General features: G+C 73.4%; 15 protein-coding genes. 7 read left to right on the forward strand and 8 right to left on the reverse strand.

The window, feature by feature from the left end; genetic code table 11:
* Positions 1 to 82: 82 nt before the first annotated feature.
* The 3 genes from thpR to ACFVXK_RS07480 all read right to left on the reverse strand — a co-directional run bounded on the left by thpR (position 83) and on the right by ACFVXK_RS07480 (position 3,556).
* A complete protein-coding gene (thpR, locus tag ACFVXK_RS07470; RefSeq protein WP_389610574.1) occupies positions 83 to 643 on the reverse strand; it encodes an RNA 2',3'-cyclic phosphodiesterase in 561 nt (186 codons plus the stop codon).
* A 32-nt stretch (positions 644 to 675) separates the two neighbouring features.
* Positions 676 to 3,129: an HAD-IC family P-type ATPase gene (locus ACFVXK_RS07475; protein WP_389610575.1), complete on the reverse strand. Its 2,454-nt coding sequence runs from the start codon at positions 3,127 to 3,129 to the stop codon at positions 676 to 678.
* Between the two features lie 115 nt (positions 3,130 to 3,244).
* Positions 3,245 to 3,556, reverse strand: a complete 312-nt coding sequence (locus tag ACFVXK_RS07480) for a DUF2530 domain-containing protein (protein ID WP_389610576.1) — start codon at positions 3,554 to 3,556, stop codon at positions 3,245 to 3,247.
* 140 nt (positions 3,557 to 3,696) lie between these two features.
* Between ACFVXK_RS07480 and ACFVXK_RS07485 the strand changes: the two genes are divergently transcribed.
* Positions 3,697 to 5,124 (forward strand): NCS2 family permease, encoded by a 1,428-nt coding sequence (locus ACFVXK_RS07485; protein WP_389610577.1) that lies wholly within the window; start codon positions 3,697 to 3,699, stop codon positions 5,122 to 5,124.
* Here ACFVXK_RS07485 and ACFVXK_RS07490 read toward each other — a convergent pair.
* The gene (locus ACFVXK_RS07490) at positions 5,117 to 5,299 is read right to left on the reverse strand and encodes a hypothetical protein (protein WP_007265601.1); all 183 of its coding nucleotides are present in this window, start codon (positions 5,297 to 5,299) and stop codon (positions 5,117 to 5,119) included. The two genes, ACFVXK_RS07485 and ACFVXK_RS07490, sit on opposite strands and share 8 nt — an antisense overlap.
* Before the next feature lie 136 nt (positions 5,300 to 5,435).
* Between ACFVXK_RS07490 and ACFVXK_RS07495 the strand changes: the two genes are divergently transcribed.
* The 4 genes from ACFVXK_RS07495 to ACFVXK_RS07510 all read left to right on the forward strand — a co-directional run bounded on the left by ACFVXK_RS07495 (position 5,436) and on the right by ACFVXK_RS07510 (position 8,121).
* The gene (locus tag ACFVXK_RS07495) at positions 5,436 to 5,873 is read left to right on the forward strand and encodes a MarR family winged helix-turn-helix transcriptional regulator (protein WP_079429105.1); all 438 of its coding nucleotides are present in this window, start codon (positions 5,436 to 5,438) and stop codon (positions 5,871 to 5,873) included.
* Positions 5,874 to 5,898: 25 nt separating this feature from the next.
* Complete coding sequence (locus ACFVXK_RS07500; protein ID WP_389610578.1) at positions 5,899 to 7,257, forward strand: MFS transporter; 1,359 nt, start codon at positions 5,899 to 5,901, stop codon at positions 7,255 to 7,257.
* A gap of 103 nt (positions 7,258 to 7,360) precedes the next feature.
* Positions 7,361 to 7,681, forward strand: a complete 321-nt coding sequence (locus tag ACFVXK_RS07505) for a hypothetical protein (protein WP_389610579.1) — start codon at positions 7,361 to 7,363, stop codon at positions 7,679 to 7,681.
* Positions 7,678 to 8,121 (forward strand): PIN domain-containing protein, encoded by a 444-nt coding sequence (locus ACFVXK_RS07510; protein ID WP_389610580.1) that lies wholly within the window; start codon positions 7,678 to 7,680, stop codon positions 8,119 to 8,121. Before ACFVXK_RS07505 ends, ACFVXK_RS07510 begins: the two co-directional genes overlap by 4 nt.
* Here ACFVXK_RS07510 and ACFVXK_RS07515 read toward each other — a convergent pair.
* From ACFVXK_RS07515 to serC, 4 genes are all read right to left on the reverse strand, one after another.
* Positions 8,118 to 11,213: a sacsin N-terminal ATP-binding-like domain-containing protein gene (locus ACFVXK_RS07515; protein ID WP_389610590.1), complete on the reverse strand. Its 3,096-nt coding sequence runs from the start codon at positions 11,211 to 11,213 to the stop codon at positions 8,118 to 8,120. The two genes, ACFVXK_RS07510 and ACFVXK_RS07515, sit on opposite strands and share 4 nt — an antisense overlap.
* A gap of 94 nt (positions 11,214 to 11,307) precedes the next feature.
* Positions 11,308 to 11,943 (reverse strand): class F sortase, encoded by a 636-nt coding sequence (locus ACFVXK_RS07520; protein ID WP_389610581.1) that lies wholly within the window; start codon positions 11,941 to 11,943, stop codon positions 11,308 to 11,310.
* Entirely contained in the window at positions 11,936 to 12,727 is a 792-nt protein-coding gene (locus ACFVXK_RS07525) for a hypothetical protein (protein WP_389610582.1), read from the reverse strand. The genes ACFVXK_RS07520 and ACFVXK_RS07525 overlap by 8 nt, the downstream gene beginning before the upstream one ends.
* Positions 12,728 to 13,019: 292 nt before the next feature.
* On the reverse strand, positions 13,020 to 14,138 hold the full coding sequence (gene serC / locus ACFVXK_RS07530) for a phosphoserine transaminase (protein WP_389610583.1): 1,119 nt from the start codon (positions 14,136 to 14,138) through the stop codon (positions 13,020 to 13,022).
* A 96-nt stretch (positions 14,139 to 14,234) separates the two neighbouring features.
* Between serC and ACFVXK_RS07535 the strand changes: the two genes are divergently transcribed.
* Positions 14,235 to 16,967, forward strand: coding sequence for an FAD-binding and (Fe-S)-binding domain-containing protein (locus ACFVXK_RS07535; RefSeq protein WP_389610584.1), 2,733 nt, complete (start codon positions 14,235 to 14,237; stop codon positions 16,965 to 16,967).
* A gap of 47 nt (positions 16,968 to 17,014) precedes the next feature.
* Positions 17,015 to 17,962, forward strand: a complete 948-nt coding sequence (locus tag ACFVXK_RS07540; protein ID WP_389610585.1) for a DMT family transporter — start codon at positions 17,015 to 17,017, stop codon at positions 17,960 to 17,962.
* The last annotated feature ends 318 nt before the right edge of the window (positions 17,963 to 18,280 follow it).

Raw genomic sequence — 18,280 nt, forward strand, 5'->3', positions numbered from 1 at the left:
CGGCACGGCAAGGGTTCAGCGGATCCTTTGCCTCCGGATGTGAAACCTTTTCCTAAAACCCTGCACGAGTGCCCGAATAGTGCTAATGGCCGGTCAGGGGCCAGGCACCGACAACCTCGTAGCGCGGCTGCTCCCCGGCGACGCCGGAGACGGGCAGGTTGCTGCGGACGAGGCTGAGGGTGTCGACCTGCCAGGGCGTGCCCTCGAACCCGGCGAGGGCGTCCAGGCAGGGCCGCAGGTCGGCGCCGTCGTGGCGGGCGCGCGCGAGGGTGAGGTGCGGGGTGTAGCGGCGGTGCTGCTCCATCGGGATCCCGGACCGCCGGGCCGCGGCGTCGGCCCGCTCGGCGAGCAGCCGCAACGCGTCGAGCCCGCCGGCGGCGCCGACCCACAGGGCGCGGCGGCCGAAGTGTCCGGAGCCGTGGAGGCGGAGCCGGAAGGGGGCGGTGTGGGCTGCCGCCCGCCCCAGGCGGGTGCGCAGTTCGGGGAGCCGGGCGTCGTCGACCTCGCCCATGAAGGCGAGCGTGAAGTGCCACCCGGCTTCGCCGGTCCAGCGGAGGTCCGTGCCGTCCGGCGCGGCCGCCACGGCCTCGCGCAGCTCGGCGGTGGCGTCGGCGCTGGGCAGCACGGCGGCGAAAAGCCTCATGACTCCGACGATAGCCGCCGCGCGGGGCCGGCCTACGCCGGGAAGCGGTGGTCGACCCAGCGGAAGGCGGCTTCGATGAGGGCGGACGCCGCGGCCGCGATCGCGACGGCGATCCACGGCATCGTGATCCCCTCCAGCTTCAGCTGGAAGAAGTGCTGCAGCCAGGGGACGACCAGGACGACGAGGAACGCCGCCCCCATCGCCGCCACCAGTGCCACCCGCCACCACGTGTACGGCCGGGCGATGATCGCCAGGACCCACAGCGAGGTCAGGAAAAGCGTCAGCGTGGCCGCGCTGGTCTCCGCCGTCAGGGAGTCCGGGCCGGAGTAGTGGTGGCGCGCGATCAGGTACGAGGTGAAGGTGGCCGCCGCCGCGACCGCCCCGCCGGGGACGGCGTAGCGCATGACCCGCCTCACGAAGTGGGGCCGGGCCCGTTCCTTGTTCGGCGCCAGGGCCAGGAAGAAGGCGGGGACGCCGATGGTGAGGGTGGACAGCAGGGTGAGGTGGCGGGGGAGGAAGGGGTACTCGACCTGGGAGCAGACGACCAGGATAGCCAGAAGCACCGAGTAGACCGTCTTGACGAGGAACAGGGTCGCCACGCGCGTGATGTTGCCGATGACCCGCCTGCCCTCGGCGACCACCGACGGCAGGGTGGAGAAGCTGTTGTTGAGGAGGACGATCTGCGCGACCGCGCGGGTGGCCTCGGAGCCCGAGCCCATCGAGACGCCGATGTCGGCGTCCTTGAGGGCGAGGACGTCGTTGACCCCGTCGCCGGTCATGGCGACGGTGTGCCCGCGGGACTGGAGGGCGCCGACCATGTCCCGCTTCTGCTGCGGGGTGACCCGGCCGAAGACGGCGTTGCCGTCGAGGACCTCGGCCATCGCGTCCCGTTCGGCGGGCAGGTGCCGGGCGTCGACGGTGTCGGCGGCGCCGGGCAGGCCCAGCTTCCCGGCGACCGCGCCGACCGAGACGGCGTTGTCGCCGGAGATGACCTTCGCCTTGACGTCCTGCTCGTCGAAGTAGCGCAGGGTGTCGGCGGCGTCCGGCCGCAGCCGCTGTTCGAGGACGACGAGGGCGGTCGGCCTGACCCCGCTGGCGACGGCCGGATCGTCGAGCTCACGGGCCGAGCGGGCCAGCAGCAGGACCCGCAGCCCCTGTTCGTTGAGACCGTCGATCTCCTCCAGGGCCGGGTCGCCGCTGGGCAGGAGCACGTCGGGGGCGCCGAGCAGCCAGGTGTTGTTCTCGCCGTCGCCCTCGCTGAAGCTGGCGCCGCTGTACTTGCGGGCGGAGGAGAAGGGCAGGGACTCCGTGCAGCGCCACTCGGCGCTGTCGGGGTAGGCGTCGATGATGGCCTGGAGGCTGGCGTTGGGGCGCGGGTCGGATTCGCCGAGGGCGCCGAGCACCTTCTTGACGTACTCCGGCTCCGCGCCGCCGAGCGGGCGCAGCTCGGTGACGTCCATGCCGCCCTCGGTGAGGGTGCCGGTCTTGTCGAGGCAGACGACGTCCACGCGGGCGAGGCCCTCGATGGCGGGCAGCTCCTGGACCAGGCACTGCTTGCGCCCGAGCCGGATCACGCCGACGGCGAAGGCGACGGAGGTGAGGAGGACGAGCCCTTCCGGGATCATCGGGACGATGCCGCCGACAGTGCGGGCGATCGCGTCCTTGAGGTTGTCGTCCTTGACGACGAGCTGGCTGATGATCAGGCCGATCGAGGTCGGGATCATCATCCAGGTGACGTACTTGAGGATGGTGGAGATGCCGGTGCGCAGCTCGGAGTGGACGAGGGTGAAGCGGGAGGCCTCTTCGGCGAGCTGGGCGGCGTAGGCCTCGCGGCCGACCTTGGTGGCGGTGAAGGCGCCGCCGCCGGCGACGACGAAGGAGCCGGACATGACCTGGTCGCCGGGCTTCTTCAGGACGGGGTCGGCCTCGCCGGTCAGGAGGGACTCGTCGATCTCCAGGCCGTCGGCCTCGCCGACGACCCCGTCGACGACGACCTTGTCGCCGGGGCCGAGCTCGATGACGTCGGACAGGACGATCTCGGAGGTGGAGATCTCGGCGGTGGTGCCGTCGCGGCGCACGCTCGGTTTGGCCTCGCCGATGACGGCGAGCCCGTCGAGGGTCTTCTTGGCGCGTAGTTCCTGGATGATGCCGATGCCGGTGTTGGCGACGATCACGAAGCCGAAGAGGCTGTCCTGGATCGGCGCGACGAACAGCATGATCACCCACAGGACGCCGATGATGGCGTTGAAGCGGGTGAAGACGTTGGCGCGGACGATGTCGGCGGTGGAGCGCGAGGAGCGCAGCGGGACGTCGTTGACGTCGCCGCGCGCGACGCGTTCGGCGACCTCGGCGGTGGTCAGTCCGCCCGGCTTGAAGCGGGGGGCGGGGGGTTTCACCGGGTGGACGGGGTCCAGCTCGGCTCCCGCGTCGATGGCGGCGCCGGGCCGCTCGGGCCCGTCATGGTCGATCCTCGCCGACTGGGTCATGTTTTCGACGGTAAGGGGCGTTCCGCCCCGCCACCCGCCGAGAGGCGGGAAGATCCGACCTCAGGATGACGGGAATCCTCCCCGGGTCGGGCCCGGACAGGACGGGCTGGGCCCGCTAGGCCCCGCCGCCCGTCTGCTGCGCCGGGCCGGCCTGGTCCGCTCCCTCGGCCCCGGCTGCCTGCTCGGCGGCGTGGCGCTTGATCGCGGCGTCGCGGCCGCGGACGTACCAGATGCCGATCAGGCCGAGTGCGCCGCCGGCCGCGCAGGTCCACAGCCACCACAGCAGCTTCTGGTCCGCGAACCAGCCGTAGAAGGGCAGCTGGACGACGAACAGGGCGAACCAGAGGATCGTGCCGCCGGTGATGGTGGCGACAACCGGCCCCTCCAGGGGTTCGGGCGCCTCGTGCGTAGGGGTCCACTTCGCCATGCGGTCCAGTCTAGGTGGCCGAATTCCGGGTCTACGCGCGCAGATGGACTGGCATCCGTTCATGTGTTCATACTGAAACGGTTTGCCTACGGCCGGATTGCTTCGTAGGAATCACCAATTCGACTCAGTTTGAGGACCGCATGAGCACCTCGGCACCCGCCGCGGCCCCCACCAGCGGCCTGGACCGCTTCTTCAAGATCTCGGAACGCGGTTCGACCGTGGCCCGCGAGGTCCGGGGCGGCTTCGCGACCTTCTTCGCGATGGCCTACATCATCGTGCTGAACCCGATCATCCTCGGCAGCGCCAAGGACATGTACGGGCACCAGCTCGACGGCGGCCAGCTGGTCACCGCCACCGTCCTGACGGCCGCCTTCTCCACCCTCCTCATGGGTGTCATCGGCAACGTCCCGATCGCCCTGGCCGCCGGCCTCGGCGTGAACACCGTCGTCGCCCTCCAGCTCGCCCCGCGCATGAGCTGGCCCGACGCCATGGGCATGGTGGTCCTGGCCGGCTTCGTCGTGATGCTGCTGGTCGCCACCGGACTGCGCGAGCGGGTCATGAACGCCGTCCCGCTCGGCCTGCGCAAGGGCATCGCGATCGGCATCGGCCTGTTCATCATGCTGATCGGCCTGGTCGACTCCGGGTTCGTCACCCGCATCCCGGACGCCGCCCACACCACGGTCCCGCTCCAGCTCGGCGGCAACGGCCACCTGCACGGCTGGCCCGTCCTGATCTTCGTCGTCGGCGTGCTGCTCACCATCGCGCTGATGATCCGCAAGACCCCGGGCGCCATCCTGATCTCCATCGTCGCCATGACCGTCGTCGCGGTCGCGGTGCAGCTGGTCGCCGACCTGCCGGACCTCGCCTGGGGCCTGACCGTCCCGCAGTGGCCGGGCAACCCGGTGGCCGCCCCCGACTTCGGGCTGGTCGGCCAGGTCAGCCTCTTCGGCGGCTTCGACAAGGTCGGCGTGCTGACCGGCGTCCTGTTCGTCTTCACCGTCCTGCTGTCCTGCTTCTTCGACGCGATGGGCACCATCCTCGGCGTCGGCGACGAGGCCAAGCTGACCAGGCCCGACGGCACCTTCCCCGGCATCAACCGGGTCCTGCTGATCGACGGCCTGGCCGTCGCCTCCGGCGGCGCCACCTCGTCCTCCGCCACCACCTGCTTCGTGGAGTCCACGGCGGGCGTCGGCGAGGGCGCCCGTACGGGCCTGGCCAACGTGGTCACCGGCGGCCTGTTCACGGTCTCGCTGTTCCTGACCCCGCTCGCCACGATGGTCCCCTCGCAGGCCGCCACCCCCGCCCTCGTCGCGGTCGGCTTCCTGATCCTGGCCGGTTCGGTCCGGGACATCGACTGGAGCGACTTCACCATCGCCGTCCCGGCCTTCATGGCCATGGTGATGATGCCGTTCACCTACTCGATCACCAACGGCATCGGCATCGGCTTCGTGAGCTTCTGCGTGCTGCGCCTGGCGACCGGCCGGGGCCGCGACGTCCCGGCCGCGATGTACGCCGTCTCGGCGGTCTTCGTCTTCTACTACGCGATGCCGGCGCTCGGCCTCACGTAAGCCCGTAGAACTTCTCCGTCTCGTCGACGGCGGCCTTGAACCGCTCGTCGAAGTCATCGCGAATGAGCGTCCGGACGACATAGTCCTGGACGCTCATTCCGCGTTTGGCGGCGTGGTGCCTCAGCCGCTCCAGCAGCTCCCCGTCTATGCGCATGCTCAGCACATGTGTCCCCATGCCGAAAGGGTCGGGCCACGGGGTGCGCGCATGCGCCCCTTTCCACGCCCGACTCACCCGTACGAGTGATCCGGCCGGATCCCACCCCACCCCACCCCTGCGTTCGTTAGCCAGAGTAATGAGTTATTCTAAGTACATGCCAGACCTCTCCCATGGCGACGACGCTGCCGCCGTGAACGACCTGCGCTCCGCCGTGATGCGGCTGGGCCGGCGCCTGAAGCACCAGCGCGTCGACGAATCGCTGAGCCCGACCGAGATGTCGGTCCTCGGCACCCTCGCCCGCTGCGGCCAGGCCACCCCCGGTGAGCTCGCCCGCAAGGAGCACGTCCAGCCGCCGTCGATGACCCGCATCGTCGCGTTGCTGGAGGCCAAGGGACTGGTCAGGCTGGAACCGCACCCCGACGACCGCCGCCAGAAGGTGGTCAGCCAGACGGAGGTGGCCGAGGCGATGCTCGAAGAGAGCCGCCGCAAGCGCAACGCCTTCCTGGCCGGGCTCGCCGCAGAGCTCACCGAGGACGAATGGGCCAAGCTCCGCGCCGCCGCCCCCGTCCTGGAGAAGCTCGCGCACCTATAGGAACGACGCCAGGAGGCGAACGCTTTTGAGTACGGGAACCGGAGGGAACTCCGCACCCGGCCACCTACCCACCCCCCAGACCCCGAGCGGGAACAGAGGACCGGGCACCCGCTCGAACTCCATGTTCAGCTCACTGAGGATCCGGAACTACCGGCTCTTCGCCGCAGGCCAGGTCGTGTCGAACACGGGCACCTGGATGCAGCGCATCGCGCAGGACTGGCTGGTCCTCTCCCTGACCGGCTCCGCGTCCGCCGTGGGCGTGACCATCGCCCTGCAGTTCCTGCCGATGCTGCTGTTCGGCCTCTACGGAGGCGTCCTCGCGGACCGGCTCCCCAAGCGGCCGCTGCTGATCGCCACCCAGACCGCGATGGGCCTGACCGGCGTCGCGCTCGCCGCCCTCACCCTGGCCGGGAACGTCCAGGTGTGGCACGTGTACCTCGCCGCGTTCCTGCTCGGCCTGGTCACGGTCGTGGACAACCCGGCCCGGCAGACCTTCGTCTCCGAGATGGTCGGCCCCGCGCAGGTCGCCAACGCGGTCAGCCTGAACTCCGCGAACTTCCAGTCCGCGCGGCTGGTCGGCCCGGCGATCGCCGGCGTGCTCATCACCGCCGTCGGCTCCGGCTGGGCCTTCCTGCTGAACGGGCTGTCCTTCGCGGCGCCGATCGCCGCGCTGCTGATGATGCGCACCCGCGAGCTGTACGTGGTCGAGCCGCGGCCGCGCGCCAAGGGACAGCTGCGGGAGGGCCTGCGCTACGTCGCCGGCCGGCCCGAGCTGGTCTGGCCGATCGTCCTGGTCGGCTTCATCGGCACCTTCGGGTTCAACTTCCCGATCTGGCTGTCGGCCTTCGTCGACGACGTCTTCCACGGGGACGCGGGCACCTACGGCGTGTTCAACACCCTGATCGCGGCCGGTTCCCTGGCCGGCGCCCTGCTCGCCGCCCGCCGCGGCAACACCCGGCTGCGGCTGCTGGTGACGGCGGCGGTGCTGTTCTCCGTCCTCCTGCTGGTGACGGCCTTCGCACCCGGCTTCTGGCTGTTCGCGGCGCTGCTCGTGCCGGTCGGGATGTTCGGGCTGACGGTCAACGTCGTGGCGAACTCCAGCGTCCAGATGGCCACCGACCCCGAGATGCGGGGCCGGGTGATGGCCCTCTACATGATGGTCTTCACCGGCGGCACCCCCGTCGGCGCCCCGCTGGTCGGCTGGATCACCGACACCTACGGGGCCCGGCTCGGCATGGCCGCGGGCGGCCTGGTCTCGCTGGCGGCCGCGGTGGCCGTGGGCCTGATCCTGCGCCGCGTCGGCAACCTCCGCCTGCGCGTCGGCCGCCACGGCCTCACGTTCGTCCCGGCGGCCCCGCAGCGCGAGCTGGCCGCGGCGGCGTAGGCCCCGCTGCTCCAGACGCCGGCCGGGCGGGGCCCGGCCGGCGTCTGGAGGTGCACCCTTCCGGGTGATGACAGGCGCGGCCCGGGCTGGTGATACTCGGAGTATGGCAACCAAGAAGGTGACCATCACCTTGCCCGAAGAGGTCCTGGAGTACATCAAGGAGCGGGTGGACGCGCGTGGCGTCTCCGCCTACGTGACCGAAGCCGTCGAGGAGCGGATCGCGATGCAGAAGCTCGCGGAGCTGTCGACGATGCTCGAGGAGGAATTCGGCCCCTACTCCGAGGAGGCCTACGAAGCGGTTCTCGACCGCATCACGGAGATGGACGCCTGGCATGACGCCACGCGTGTCGGGGAGTACGCCAGACCCCAGGAACAGGAAGAAGAGGAGGTCGCGGCGGAACCCCTGCAGGAGCGTGCCGCATGACCCCGCGACCCCCGCGTACGCTCCCCACGCGCCGCCGCGTCTTCGTGTTCGACTGCGAGGCCCTGTCCAAGGCGTCGCGTGGGGACGAGACGGTCGCCCTTTTCGTGCGGGCCGCCTCGCGGAACGGGATCCATGTCGTCACCTCGGCACTCACCGTTCTCGAGGCATGGGACCCCCGGTCCGCCAGACAGGGCAAGGCCTGGGACTGGACCCTGTCGCGCATCGAGGTCGTGCACACCGACGACCGCATCTTCACCGAGGCGCGTGACCTGCTGACCCATGCTGGGCTGCACGGTCACAAGTACGCCATCGACGCGGTCCTCGCGGCCGTGGCGCTGCGCTTCGCGCAACCCCGGACGGACGTCTCCGTGCTCACCTCGGACACCGACGATCTGCGGAAGCTCCTGGCAGGCCACCGCATCCGCATCGAGCCCGTCTAGTCGAACCACCGGTCCCGCGCGAGCTCCGCCGTGCGGGACGGGTCCTCCAGGAGGGCCGCGACCTCGAAGCGGCGGGGCCACTGGGACGCCGCCCAGGCCAGGCCGGCCGCCACGCCCTCCAGGGTGGCCGCGTGCAGCACGCCGTCCGGGGTCAGGCGCCAGTCCAGCTCCGTGCCGCCCGCCACCAGCTCCTCGTGCTCCACGTACGCCGTCGGGGCGGCCGGGCCCAGCAGGACCCGTACCGCGTCCGGGACCTCGTGCTCCTCGCCCGGCGTGGTCACCTCCGCCGGGACGCTCTCCGACAGCCGCCGCACCTGGAACAGCTCCGCCAGCTCCGCCGCCCGGGAGGGGGAGACGGGCAGGAGGGGGAGGCCCTCCGTCAGGGGGAGCAGGTCGGGGGCGTCGCAGACGACCGCCTCGGCCGCGTCCACCACGACCACCTCCCCGTCCACCACCGCCCGCAGCTCGTCCGGGAGCGTCACCTGCTCCGGGTCCAGGTCGGCCAGCGCCCCGTACAGCCCGTGCAGCTGCCGGCCCGACACCTCGCGGTCCGGGTCGGCGAGCCGGCCCAGCAGCTCGGCCGCGCCGCCGGGCTCGTCGAGGAGGGCGGCCACCGTCGTGCGTACGCCCAGCGCGCGCAGCACCTGCTCGTCCTCGAAGCCCGTCGCGTCCGCCGGGGTGTACAGGCCCGCCAGCAGCGGGTCGCCGCCCGCCGCGCGCAGCCCCGCGGGGCGGCGGCCGTCGAGCACGGGGTGGTCGCGCAGCCACCAGGCGGTGTAGGGGCGCACCGACTGCGTGGTGCCGTCGGGCAGCAGGACCCGCACCGGCTGGGTGAGGGCGTCGCGCAGCGGGGGCTGGGCGAGCATCGCCAGGGCCTGGGGCCAGCGGTCGTCGTCGACGAGGTCGAGGTCGCGCACGGCGATCAGCTCGGTGGCGACGGGCGGTACGGGGGAGTCGGGGAACTGGTCGAGGATGTCCTCGCACCACACGTCGACGGCGTCGAGCAGCCCGGCGTCGTCGGGCTCGGCGTAGTCGCCGTCGCGGGGTTCCAGCTCGTCCGGGTCGAGGACCACGTCGGTGGCGCGGACCAGCTGGAAGGTGGTCAGCACCCCGCAGGCGGCCAGGGTGTCGGCGTCCCAGCGGGCGGCGAGTTCGGGGTCCAGGTAGGCGATCTCGTCCTCGCGGACGACGGAGGCGAGCGGGCTGCCGGCGAGGAGGAGTTCCCCGGCCGGGGTCGGTTCGCCGTCCTCGTCGGGCAGGGCCAGGGCGCCCAGCCACGGTTCGTCGCCGGGGGCCAGGCCGGCGTCGCGGACCAGCGTCAGGACGATCTCGGCGAGCTCGTCGGCGTCGGGGGCGTCGGAGTCCTCGTCCCAGATCTCGCCCGCGTCGAGCGAGCCGGCCACGGCGGCCCGGATCTGCGGGGTGGTCAGGACGGCGCGGGCGGTGGCGGGCAGGGCGCCGAGCTTCTCCAGCAGCGGGTGCGCGGCGTCCGGGTGGGCCACCTTGAGCCCGAGGCGGGCCAGGTCGGCGGGGGTGTCCGCGCCGGGCAGCAGGATGTGGCGCGGGCCGATGGCGGTGCGGCCGTCGGCGAGGGGCACGGGCAGGCCGGACAGCCGGTCGGGGTCGACCCCGGCGAGGGTGTCGTAGAGGCTGTGCCACCACTGCGGGGTGCGTTCGATGCCGGCGATCCGCTCGATGGCGTCGCCGAGCGGGAGCCGGCCCACGCCCAGGGTGCGCAGCTCGGGCCGCCGCTCCAGCCCGGCGGGCAGCAGGGTCGGGAGGACCTCGGCGAGGACCCGTACGGTGTCGGCTCCGGCGCCCTCGACCACCTCGGCCTCGAAGGGGCGCAGCCGGGAGAGCTCCTCGGACGGGGCGGCCGGGGCGAGGAAGCCGGTGCGGGGGAGGCGCTGGAGGACGGCGGCGCGCAGGGCGCCGTCGAGCTCGCCCTTGCCGAGCGGGCCGGGGACGAGGTCCACCAGGGCGGGGGTCACCGGGTCCCAGGCGGCGAGGAGTTCGGCGTAGGCGTCGGCGGCGCGCTCCACGAGGAAGTCGGCCAGCGGGCCGGGCGCGTGGTGGCGGCGGGAGGTGTCCATCGGCAGGGAGGCGATGAGCAGGGCCGGGATGCCGAGGGGTTCGTCGGTGGGGGTGGGGGCGTGGACGACGGGTGCGGTGCGGGGGCGTTCGGGGGCGCCGTCGGGGTCGACGGGGACGGCCCAGGTGACGGACCAGGCGGGGCGCAGCCGTTCCTCCACGGGCCGGTCGGCGAGGAGTGCGCGCTCGATGGGGCCGCTGGCGCGGGCGGTGCGCCAGCGGTGGGTGCCGGAGGCGGAGTCCTCGATGACGGTGTAGGGGCCGTCGGTGTGCCGGTAGAGGGTGCGGGTGCCGCCGGCGGGGGTGTCGACGACGACCTCGGTCAGCCCGGGGAGGGTGAGCAGGAGGGCGTCGTCGACCCCGTGCAGGAGGCGTTCGGCGAGGTCGGCGGCGGCCGCGTCGCGCAGCGGGAGGACGACGACGGTGTCGTAGCCGTCGGGGGCGGTGCCCTCGGCGGGCAGCGGCAGGCGCAGCAGCGGGACGTGGCCGTCGCGGCGGCGCAGTTCGTCACCGAGGCCGGGGCTGAAGTGGGCGGCCTCGCGGGCCATTTCGCGGGCTTCGGCGAGGGACCAGCGCACGCCGCCGTGCCGGCCGAGGACGGCGGGCTCGTCGGAGACGGCGAGGACGGCGGCGAAGCCGACGCCGAACCGGCCGACGGTGTCGGCGGCGGAGGCGCCCTCGCGCTTGGCGGAGGCGCGCAGGGTGCTCAGCGACTCGACGCCCGTCGCGTCCAGCGGGGCACCGGTGTTGGCGACGGCCAGCACGCCGTGGCCGCCTTCGCCGGGGGCGGCGGGGTGCAGGGTGAGCCGCAGCCGGCCGGGGACGCGGCCGCGGGCGGCCGCGTCGGAGGCGTTCTGCGCCAGCTCGACGGCGAGCCGGTCGCGGTAGCCGCCGAGCGCCAGGTCCTCCTCGGCGTTGGCGTCCTCACGGAACCGGGCGGGCCCGGCGGCCCACGCGTCCAGCACCGTGCGCCGCAGCCGGGCGGTGCTGAAGGGGTCCATGCCGCTCGGTGCCGCCGTCACTCGCACGTTCACGCCGCTGCCTCCACACGCTGTGCTGCCTCCACGTACAGCTGTGAAGGTATCGCGTGGGCGACTAGCTCTTGCCCGTGAGGTGGGCGAACACGACGACGTTGGAGTCCCAGTGGCGGTCGGCGGTGAGGTTTCCGCCGCAGGTGATCAGGCGGAGTTCGGCCCTGCCGTGGGTGTCGCCGTAGACCTTCGAGGTGGGGAAGGCGTCCTTCTTGAAGGTGTCGACGGCGTCGACGCTGAAGACGGCGGTGGTGCCGTCGGTGCGGTGGACGTCGATCTCCCCGCCCTCGGCGATGTCCTTGAGGCGGAAGAAGACGGCCTGGGGGGCCTGGGGGGTGTCCATGTGGCCGACGATCGCGGCGGCGCCGGGTTCGCCGGGGGTGGGGCCCTCCTGGTACCAGGCGGCGTCCTGGGGTGTGGCGAAGTCGGGTTCGCGCATGACGCCTTGGGGGTCGAGGCCGACGGCGTCGAGGGGGGCGTCGATGTGCAGGGAGGGGACGGCGACCCGGTCGGGGACGGACGCCGGGAGGGCGGAGACGGCGGCGGCGTTGCCGGCGGCGTCGGCGGCCTTGTTCCGGTAGGCGTCGTCGCCGGCGGAGCAGCCCGAGACGAGGGCGGCGGCGAGGGCCGCGGCCCCCGCCAGGGCGGCGGCGCGGTGTGCGCGGCCGCCCCGGCGGCGGGTGGGGGCGCACTCACGCATCGGCGGGGGCCTGGCCGGTGTTGACGGAGCCCTTGGGCGTCTTGTGCTCGCCGGGGGTCAGCGGCTTGAGGGGCTTGGTGCCGGGGGTGGCCTTGGCCTCGACGGAGAACCTCACGGTGTCGAACTTCTTGCCGCCCGCGAAGGCCTCGATGCCGTAGGAGCCGGTCTTCACGTCCTGGGCGACGGTCGCGGTGCCGGTGAAGGTGCCCTTGCCGTCGCCCTTGAGGTCGACGCGGCCGCCGGTGAAGGCGGCGGACTTCACGTACGCCTCCTTCTCGGAGGTCTTCACGGTGACGACGACCTTGTCGCCGGGCCGGCCGAAGTCGGCGGACAGCTGGAGGGTGGACGGCGCGGGGGTCGGCTTGGGCTTGGGGGAGCCGGCCTTGACGGTCAGCTGGGCGGTGGCCTGGAGCTTGGCGCCGTCGGGGCCGGTGCCGGTGAGGGCGACGCCGTAGCCGCCGTCCTTGACGTGTCCGACGGTGGCGGTGCCGGTCCAGGTGCCGGCGTCCTTGCCGGGGGAGAGCGTGACGGCGCCGAGCGCGGCGGAGGACACGGCCAGGTCCTTCGACCCGGCGGGGGCGGTCACGGTGACGCTGACCGCGTCGCCGGGCTTCACGGGCGAGCTCGGGACCGTCACGGACGCCTTGGCGGCGGGGGTGGTCGCGGAGGGGGAGGGGGACGGGGCGTCGGCGGCGAAGGCGGTGGTGGCGGCGCCGCCACCGACGGCCAGCGCCGAGGCGAGGGCTATCGACGAGAGGGTGCGTACGGTGCGGGCCTTGCGCATGGGATCTCCTCCTGAACGGACGGCCGGGTTTTTCCCGGCACACCAGACATGAGGGACATTCCATCCGCTCGGTTGCGGCCGCGCCGGGCGGCCGGGGGACCCCCTGCCGAAGGTCCCGGGCGGAGAACGCGCAGGCGGCGGGGGTGTCGAGGGTGGTCCGTTTGCGTGCTCTTTGCCCCGATTTTTGGGACCAAGGTCCCGGCGCACCGCAGGGCGGTGGAACGCGAGGAGCCCCCGGCGCCTCGGCGGCGCAGGGGGCTCCCCGTGTGTCAGCGGGCGGGTGCCGGCAGGATCAGAGGCGCTCGATCACGTAGTCGATGCAGCCCGTCAGCGCCTGCACGTCCGCCGGGTCGATCGCCGGGAACATCGCGATGCGCAGCTGGTTGCGGCCGAGCTTGCGGTACGGCTCGGTGTCCACGATGCCGTTGGCGCGCAGCACCTTCGCCACCGCCGCCGCGTCGATCGCGTCGTCGAAGTCGATCGTGCCGATGACCGCCGAGCGCTTGCCGGCGTCCTGCACGAACGGGCTCGCGTACTTCGACGCCTCCGCCCAGCCGTACAGGTGGGCCGCGCTGGCCGCCGTGCGGGAGGTGGTGAACTCCAGGCCGCCCTGGCCGTTCATCCACTCCAGCTGCTGGTCCAGCAGGAAGAGGGTGGCCAGCGCCGGGGTGTTGTACGTCTGGTTCTTCAGCGAGTTGTCGATCGCCGTCGGCAGCGAGAAGAACTCCGGGATGTGCCGGCCCGACGCGTGCACGCGCGCGGCCCGCTCCAGGGCGGCCGGGGAGAACGCGGCCAGCCACAGGCCGCCGTCCGAGGCGAAGGACTTCTGCGGGGCGAAGTAGTAGACGTCGGTCTCGGTGATGTCCACGGGCAGACCGCCCGCACCCGAGGTCGCGTCCACCAGGACGAGCGAACCGGCGTCGGCGCCCGCGACGCGCTTGATCGGCGCCGCCACACCCGTCGAGGTCTCGTTGTGCGTGTACGCGTACACGTCCACGCCCGCCTCCGCCACCGGCTCGGGGTGCGTGCCCGGCTCGGAGGAGATGACGGACGGCTCGTCCAGCCACGGCGCGAGCTTCGCGGCCTTGGCGAACTTGGACGAGAACTCGCCGAAGGTCAGGTGCTGGGACTTCCGCTCGATGAGACCGGCGGTCGCGATGTCCCAGAAGGCGGTGGAGCCGCCGTTGCCCAGGATCACCTCGTAGCCCTCGGGGAGGGAGAAGAGGTCCCGGAGGCCCTGGCGCACCGATCCGACCAGGTTCTTGACCGGGGCCTGGCGGTGGGAGGTACCGAGCAGGGAGTTACCGGTGGCGGCGAGGGCGTCCAGCGCCTCGGTCCGCACCTTGGAGGGGCCCGCGCCGAAGCGACCGTCGGCGGGCTTGATGTCAGCGGGAATCTGGATCTCAGCCACGTGCGGAGCGTATCGGGTCCCGGACCGGCCGTCGGAAGCGCGTCCACCCGGTGAGACGACGGAGGGTGATGTGCGGCTGATGGGTAGATGTGGCCCGTGACGTCTCCTGGGGAACTCGAACGGACATTGCGGGCCGAGCTGCGCGGGGAGGTGGATTTCGGGGCCGCCGCCCGGGCCCTGGTGACCATGGACGCCTCCAACTACCGGCGCGTGCCCGTCGGCGTCGTCGCCCCGCGCGACGCCGAGGACGTGGCGACGGCCCTGCGGGTGTGCGCCGACGTCGGCGTCCCCGTCGTCCCGCGCGGCGGCGGCACCTCCATCGCCGGCCAGGCCACCGGGACGGGCGTGGTCCTCGACCTCACCCGGCACATGAACGCCCTCGTGTCCCTGGACCCGGACACCCGCACCGCCGTCGTCCAGCCCGGACTCGTCCTCGACCGCCTCCGGGACGCCGCCCGCCCGCACGGCCTGACCTTCGGCCCGGACCCGTCCACGCACTCCCGCTGCACCCTCGGCGGAATGATCGGAAACAACGCCTGCGGAGCCCACTCCGTCGCCTGGGGGACCACCGCCGACAACGTCACCGAGCTGGCGGTGACCGCGTACGGCGGCGCCGAGTACCGGCTCGCGGAGGGCTGGTCCGGCGCCCCCGCCGGACTGCGGGAGCTGGTCGCCGGGAACCTGGCCGCGCTGCGCACGGGCATGGCCGGCGGCTTCTCCCGCCGCATCTCCGGCTACGGCGGCCTCGACGCCCTCCTCCCCGAACGCGGCGTACGGCTCGCCCGGGCCTTCTGCGGCAGCGAGGGCACGCTCGGGGTGGTCACCGAGGCCGTGGTGCGCCTCGTGGAACTCCCGCCCGCGCCCGCCCTCGCCGTCCTCGGCTACCCCGACGAGAGCGCCGCCGCCGACGCCGCCGCCGGGCTCCTCGCGTACGGGCCGCTGACGGTGGAGGGCATGGCCCAGGACCTCGTGCGGGACGCCGCCGGACTGCCCCGGGGCGGGGCCTGGCTGTTCGTGGAGACCCGGGACGAGGGGGCCGCGCGCAGCCTCGTCCGGGCCGCCGACGCCCTCGACGCGGTGGTCGTCGCGGACCCGGCGGCGCAGCGGGCGCTGTGGCGGATCCGCGAGGACGCCGCCGGCACGGCGACCCGGATGCCCGACGGGGGGATGGCCTGGCCCGGCTGGGAGGACTGCGCCGTCCCCCCGGCCCGGCTCGGCGCCTACCTGCGCGAGTTCCGCGCCCTGCTGGCCCGGCACGGGCTGCGCGGGACCCCGTACGGGCACTTCGGCGAAGGCTGCGTCCACGTCCGCATCGACTTCGACCTGGCCTCCGCCGCGGGCGTGTCCCGCTACCGCTCCTTCTCCGGCGACCTCGCCGACCTGGTCGCCGCCCACGGCGGCTCCCTGTCGGGCGAGCACGGCGACGGCCAGGCCCGCGCGGAGCTGCTGCCGCGCATGTACCCCCCGGAGGTGATGGCACTCTTCCGCGCCTACAAGGACCTCTGGGACCCGGCCGGCGGCATGAACCCCGGCATCCTCGTCCGCCCGGCCCGCCTGGACGAGAACCTCCGCTTCGAGGTCCTGCCCCCGACCCCCTTCGCGAACGAGGTCGCCCGCTGCGTCGGCGTGGCGAAATGCCGCACCGGGGAGACCGGCGGCCCGGCGGTGATGTGCCCCTCCTACCGGGCCACGGGAGAGGAACGGCACTCCACGCGCGGCCGGGCCCGGCTCCTCCACGAGATGCTCGCGGGGGAGATCGTCCGCGACGGGTGGCGCTCGCGGGAGGTGGCCGAAGCCCTCGACCTCTGCCTGGGCTGCAAGGGCTGCCGCAGCGACTGCCCGGTCGGTGTCGACATGGCCGCGTACAAGTCGGAGTTCCTCCACCACCACTGGCGGGGCCGCCCCCGCCCCCTGTCCCACTACCTCCTGGGCGGCCTGCCGACCTGGCTCCGGCTGATCGCCCGCCTGCGCGCCGCACCCCTGACGAACCTCGCGGGCCGACTACTCCCGCTGCCGGGCCTGACCAGGGAGCGCAGCCTCCCGGAGATCACGCGAACCCCGTTCACCGGCTGGTGGCGGGGCGGAGGGGCGGAGGGGGCGGCTGGGACGACGGTGATGTTGTGGCCGGACACCTTCACGGACCACCTCGCCCCCGACACCGCCCGCGCGGCCGTCCGCGTACTGGCGGCCGCAGGCCTCCCCGTCACCCTCCCCGCCGGGCGCGTCTGCTGCGCCCTGACCTACGTCTCCACCGGCCGCCTCACCCGCGCCCGCAAGATCCTGCGCCGCACCCTCGACACCCTCGGCGACACCCCTCCCGACGGGCCCGTCCTCGTCCTGGAACCCAGCTGCGCCGCCGCCCTGCGCACCGACCTCCCCGCCCTCCTCCCCGACGACCCCCGGGCCCACCGCCTCGCGGCAGCGGTCCGCACCTTCGCCGAGACCCTCGAGGAACACGCCCCCCACTGGACCCCGCCCCGCCTGGACCGGCCCGTCGCCGGCCAGACCCACTGCCACCAGCACGCCGTCCTCGGCGACACCGCCGACCGGCGGCTGCGCGACCGCGCCGGCCTCACCGGGGAGCTCAGCGGCGGCTGCTGCGGCCTCGCGGGCAACTTCGGCTTCGAGCCCGGCCACCACGCCGTCTCCGTGGCCTGCGCGGAGGAACAGCTGCTCCCGTCCCTGCGCACCGCCGCCCCCGGCACCGCCGTCCTGGCGGACGGCTACTCCTGCCGCACCCAGATCGCCCAGCTCTCCGGCCACCGCGCCCGCCACCTGGCGGAACTCCTGGCGGAGGCGCTCCCCCCGGACGCCGGGGACCCGATGTAAGAGAGAACACGGAGGCACGACCCTTACCCACCCCTTAATCTGGATAAATGCCCGCAGCCTCGCCCTCCCCCGCGACGACCCCCGCAACCCCCACGCCCCCCGCCCGGCCCGCCGCCCGTGCCACCGCCCGCCTCAAGGGCGGCCTCGGCGGCCGCTTCGGCCCGGTGGCACTCGTCATCGCGGCCGGGATCTCGGTGCAGTTCGGCGCCGCGCTCGCGGTCATGATCATGCCGAGGGCGGGCGCGGCCGGCGTGGTCACGCTGCGCCTGGCGGCCGCCGCGCTGGTCCTCCTGCTGATCTGCCGCCCCAAGGTGCGGGGCTACACGCGCTCCGACTGGGGCACGGTCGTCGCCTTCGGCGTGGCCATGGCGGGCATGAACGGCCTCTTCTACCAGTCCATCGACCGCATCCCCCTGGGCCCGGCGGTCACCCTGGAGGTCCTGGGCCCGCTGGCCCTCTCGGTCCTGGTCTCCCGCCGCCTGGTGAACCTGCTGTGGGCCGGCCTGGCCCTGGCCGGCGTGGCCCTGCTCTCCGCCCACGGCGGCGGCGGCCTCGGCTTCGGCTCCCTCGACCCGCTCGGCGCGGCCTTCGCGGTGGGCGCGGGCGCGATGTGGGCGGCGTACATAGTCTTCAGCGCCCGCACCGGCCGCCGCTTCCCCCAGGCGGACGGCCTGGCCCTGGCGATGGCGGTGGCGGCGGTGATCTCCCTCCCCCTGGGCGTGGCCCAGTCGGGCTCCGCCCTCCTGGCCCCGACCACCCTGGCCCTGGGCCTCGGCGTGGCGGTGCTCTCGTCGGTGCTCCCCTACACGCTGGAACTCCTGGCCCTCCGCCGCCTCCCGGCCCCGACGTTCGCCATCCTGATGAGCCTGGAGCCCGCCATCGCGGCCACGGCGGGCTTCCTGATCCTCCACCAGGCCCTCTCCCCACTGGACGCCCTGGCGATCGCCCTGGTCATAGCGGCAAGCATGGGCGCGGTCCGGGCCCAGAGGGCCTGAGGGGGCCGGGGGAGGGGCGGGGCGGGCCGGTGGCTGCCCACCCGCCTCCCTGCCTGCGGGCCGGTGGCCGGGGGCGGTGGCCACGCCGAGCGGCACTCAGACAGCAGGCGGGGCCGGGGAAGGTCCGGGTCTCGGCGGGCCGGTCTCAGAGAAGGGTTGGGGCTTTCCCGTCAGTCCCACTGTCCTTCCGGTTCGGGCCGGCCTGTCAAGGGCGCTCCTTCGTCGCGTCGCTTCGCGATGGCCTTCGGCCACCCTTGACAGACCGACCCGCCCCGGAAAGACAAGGACTGCCGGGAAACCCCCAAAGGAACGGGACGG

The sequence above is a fragment of the Streptomyces sp. NPDC058157 genome (genome assembly GCF_042884105.1).
Classification (GTDB): Bacteria; Actinomycetota; Actinomycetes; order Streptomycetales; family Streptomycetaceae; genus Streptomyces.

Bases quoted from the DNA above. Each gene is read 5' to 3' on its own strand.
- ACFVXK_RS07480 (WP_389610576.1), bottom strand. From the start codon at position 3,556: ATGGCGAAGTGGACCCCTACGCACGAGGCGCCCGAACCCCTGGAGGGG.
- ACFVXK_RS07490 (WP_007265601.1), bottom strand. From the start codon at position 5,299: ATGGGGACACATGTGCTGAGCATGCGCATAGACGGGGAGCTGCTGGAG.
- ACFVXK_RS07540 (WP_389610585.1), top strand. From the start codon at position 17,015: ATGCCCGCAGCCTCGCCCTCCCCCGCGACGACCCCCGCAACCCCCACG.
- thpR (WP_389610574.1), bottom strand. From the start codon at position 643: ATGAGGCTTTTCGCCGCCGTGCTGCCCAGCGCCGACGCCACCGCCGAG.
- ACFVXK_RS07525 (WP_389610582.1), bottom strand. From the start codon at position 12,727: ATGCGCAAGGCCCGCACCGTACGCACCCTCTCGTCGATAGCCCTCGCC.
- ACFVXK_RS07475 (WP_389610575.1), bottom strand. From the start codon at position 3,129: ATGACCCAGTCGGCGAGGATCGACCATGACGGGCCCGAGCGGCCCGGC.
- ACFVXK_RS07495 (WP_079429105.1), top strand. From the start codon at position 5,436: ATGCCAGACCTCTCCCATGGCGACGACGCTGCCGCCGTGAACGACCTG.
- ACFVXK_RS07515 (WP_389610590.1), bottom strand. From the start codon at position 11,213: ATGGACCCCTTCAGCACCGCCCGGCTGCGGCGCACGGTGCTGGACGCG.
- ACFVXK_RS07485 (WP_389610577.1), top strand. From the start codon at position 3,697: ATGAGCACCTCGGCACCCGCCGCGGCCCCCACCAGCGGCCTGGACCGC.
- ACFVXK_RS07505 (WP_389610579.1), top strand. From the start codon at position 7,361: ATGGCAACCAAGAAGGTGACCATCACCTTGCCCGAAGAGGTCCTGGAG.
- ACFVXK_RS07510 (WP_389610580.1), top strand. From the start codon at position 7,678: ATGACCCCGCGACCCCCGCGTACGCTCCCCACGCGCCGCCGCGTCTTC.
- ACFVXK_RS07520 (WP_389610581.1), bottom strand. From the start codon at position 11,943: ATGCGTGAGTGCGCCCCCACCCGCCGCCGGGGCGGCCGCGCACACCGC.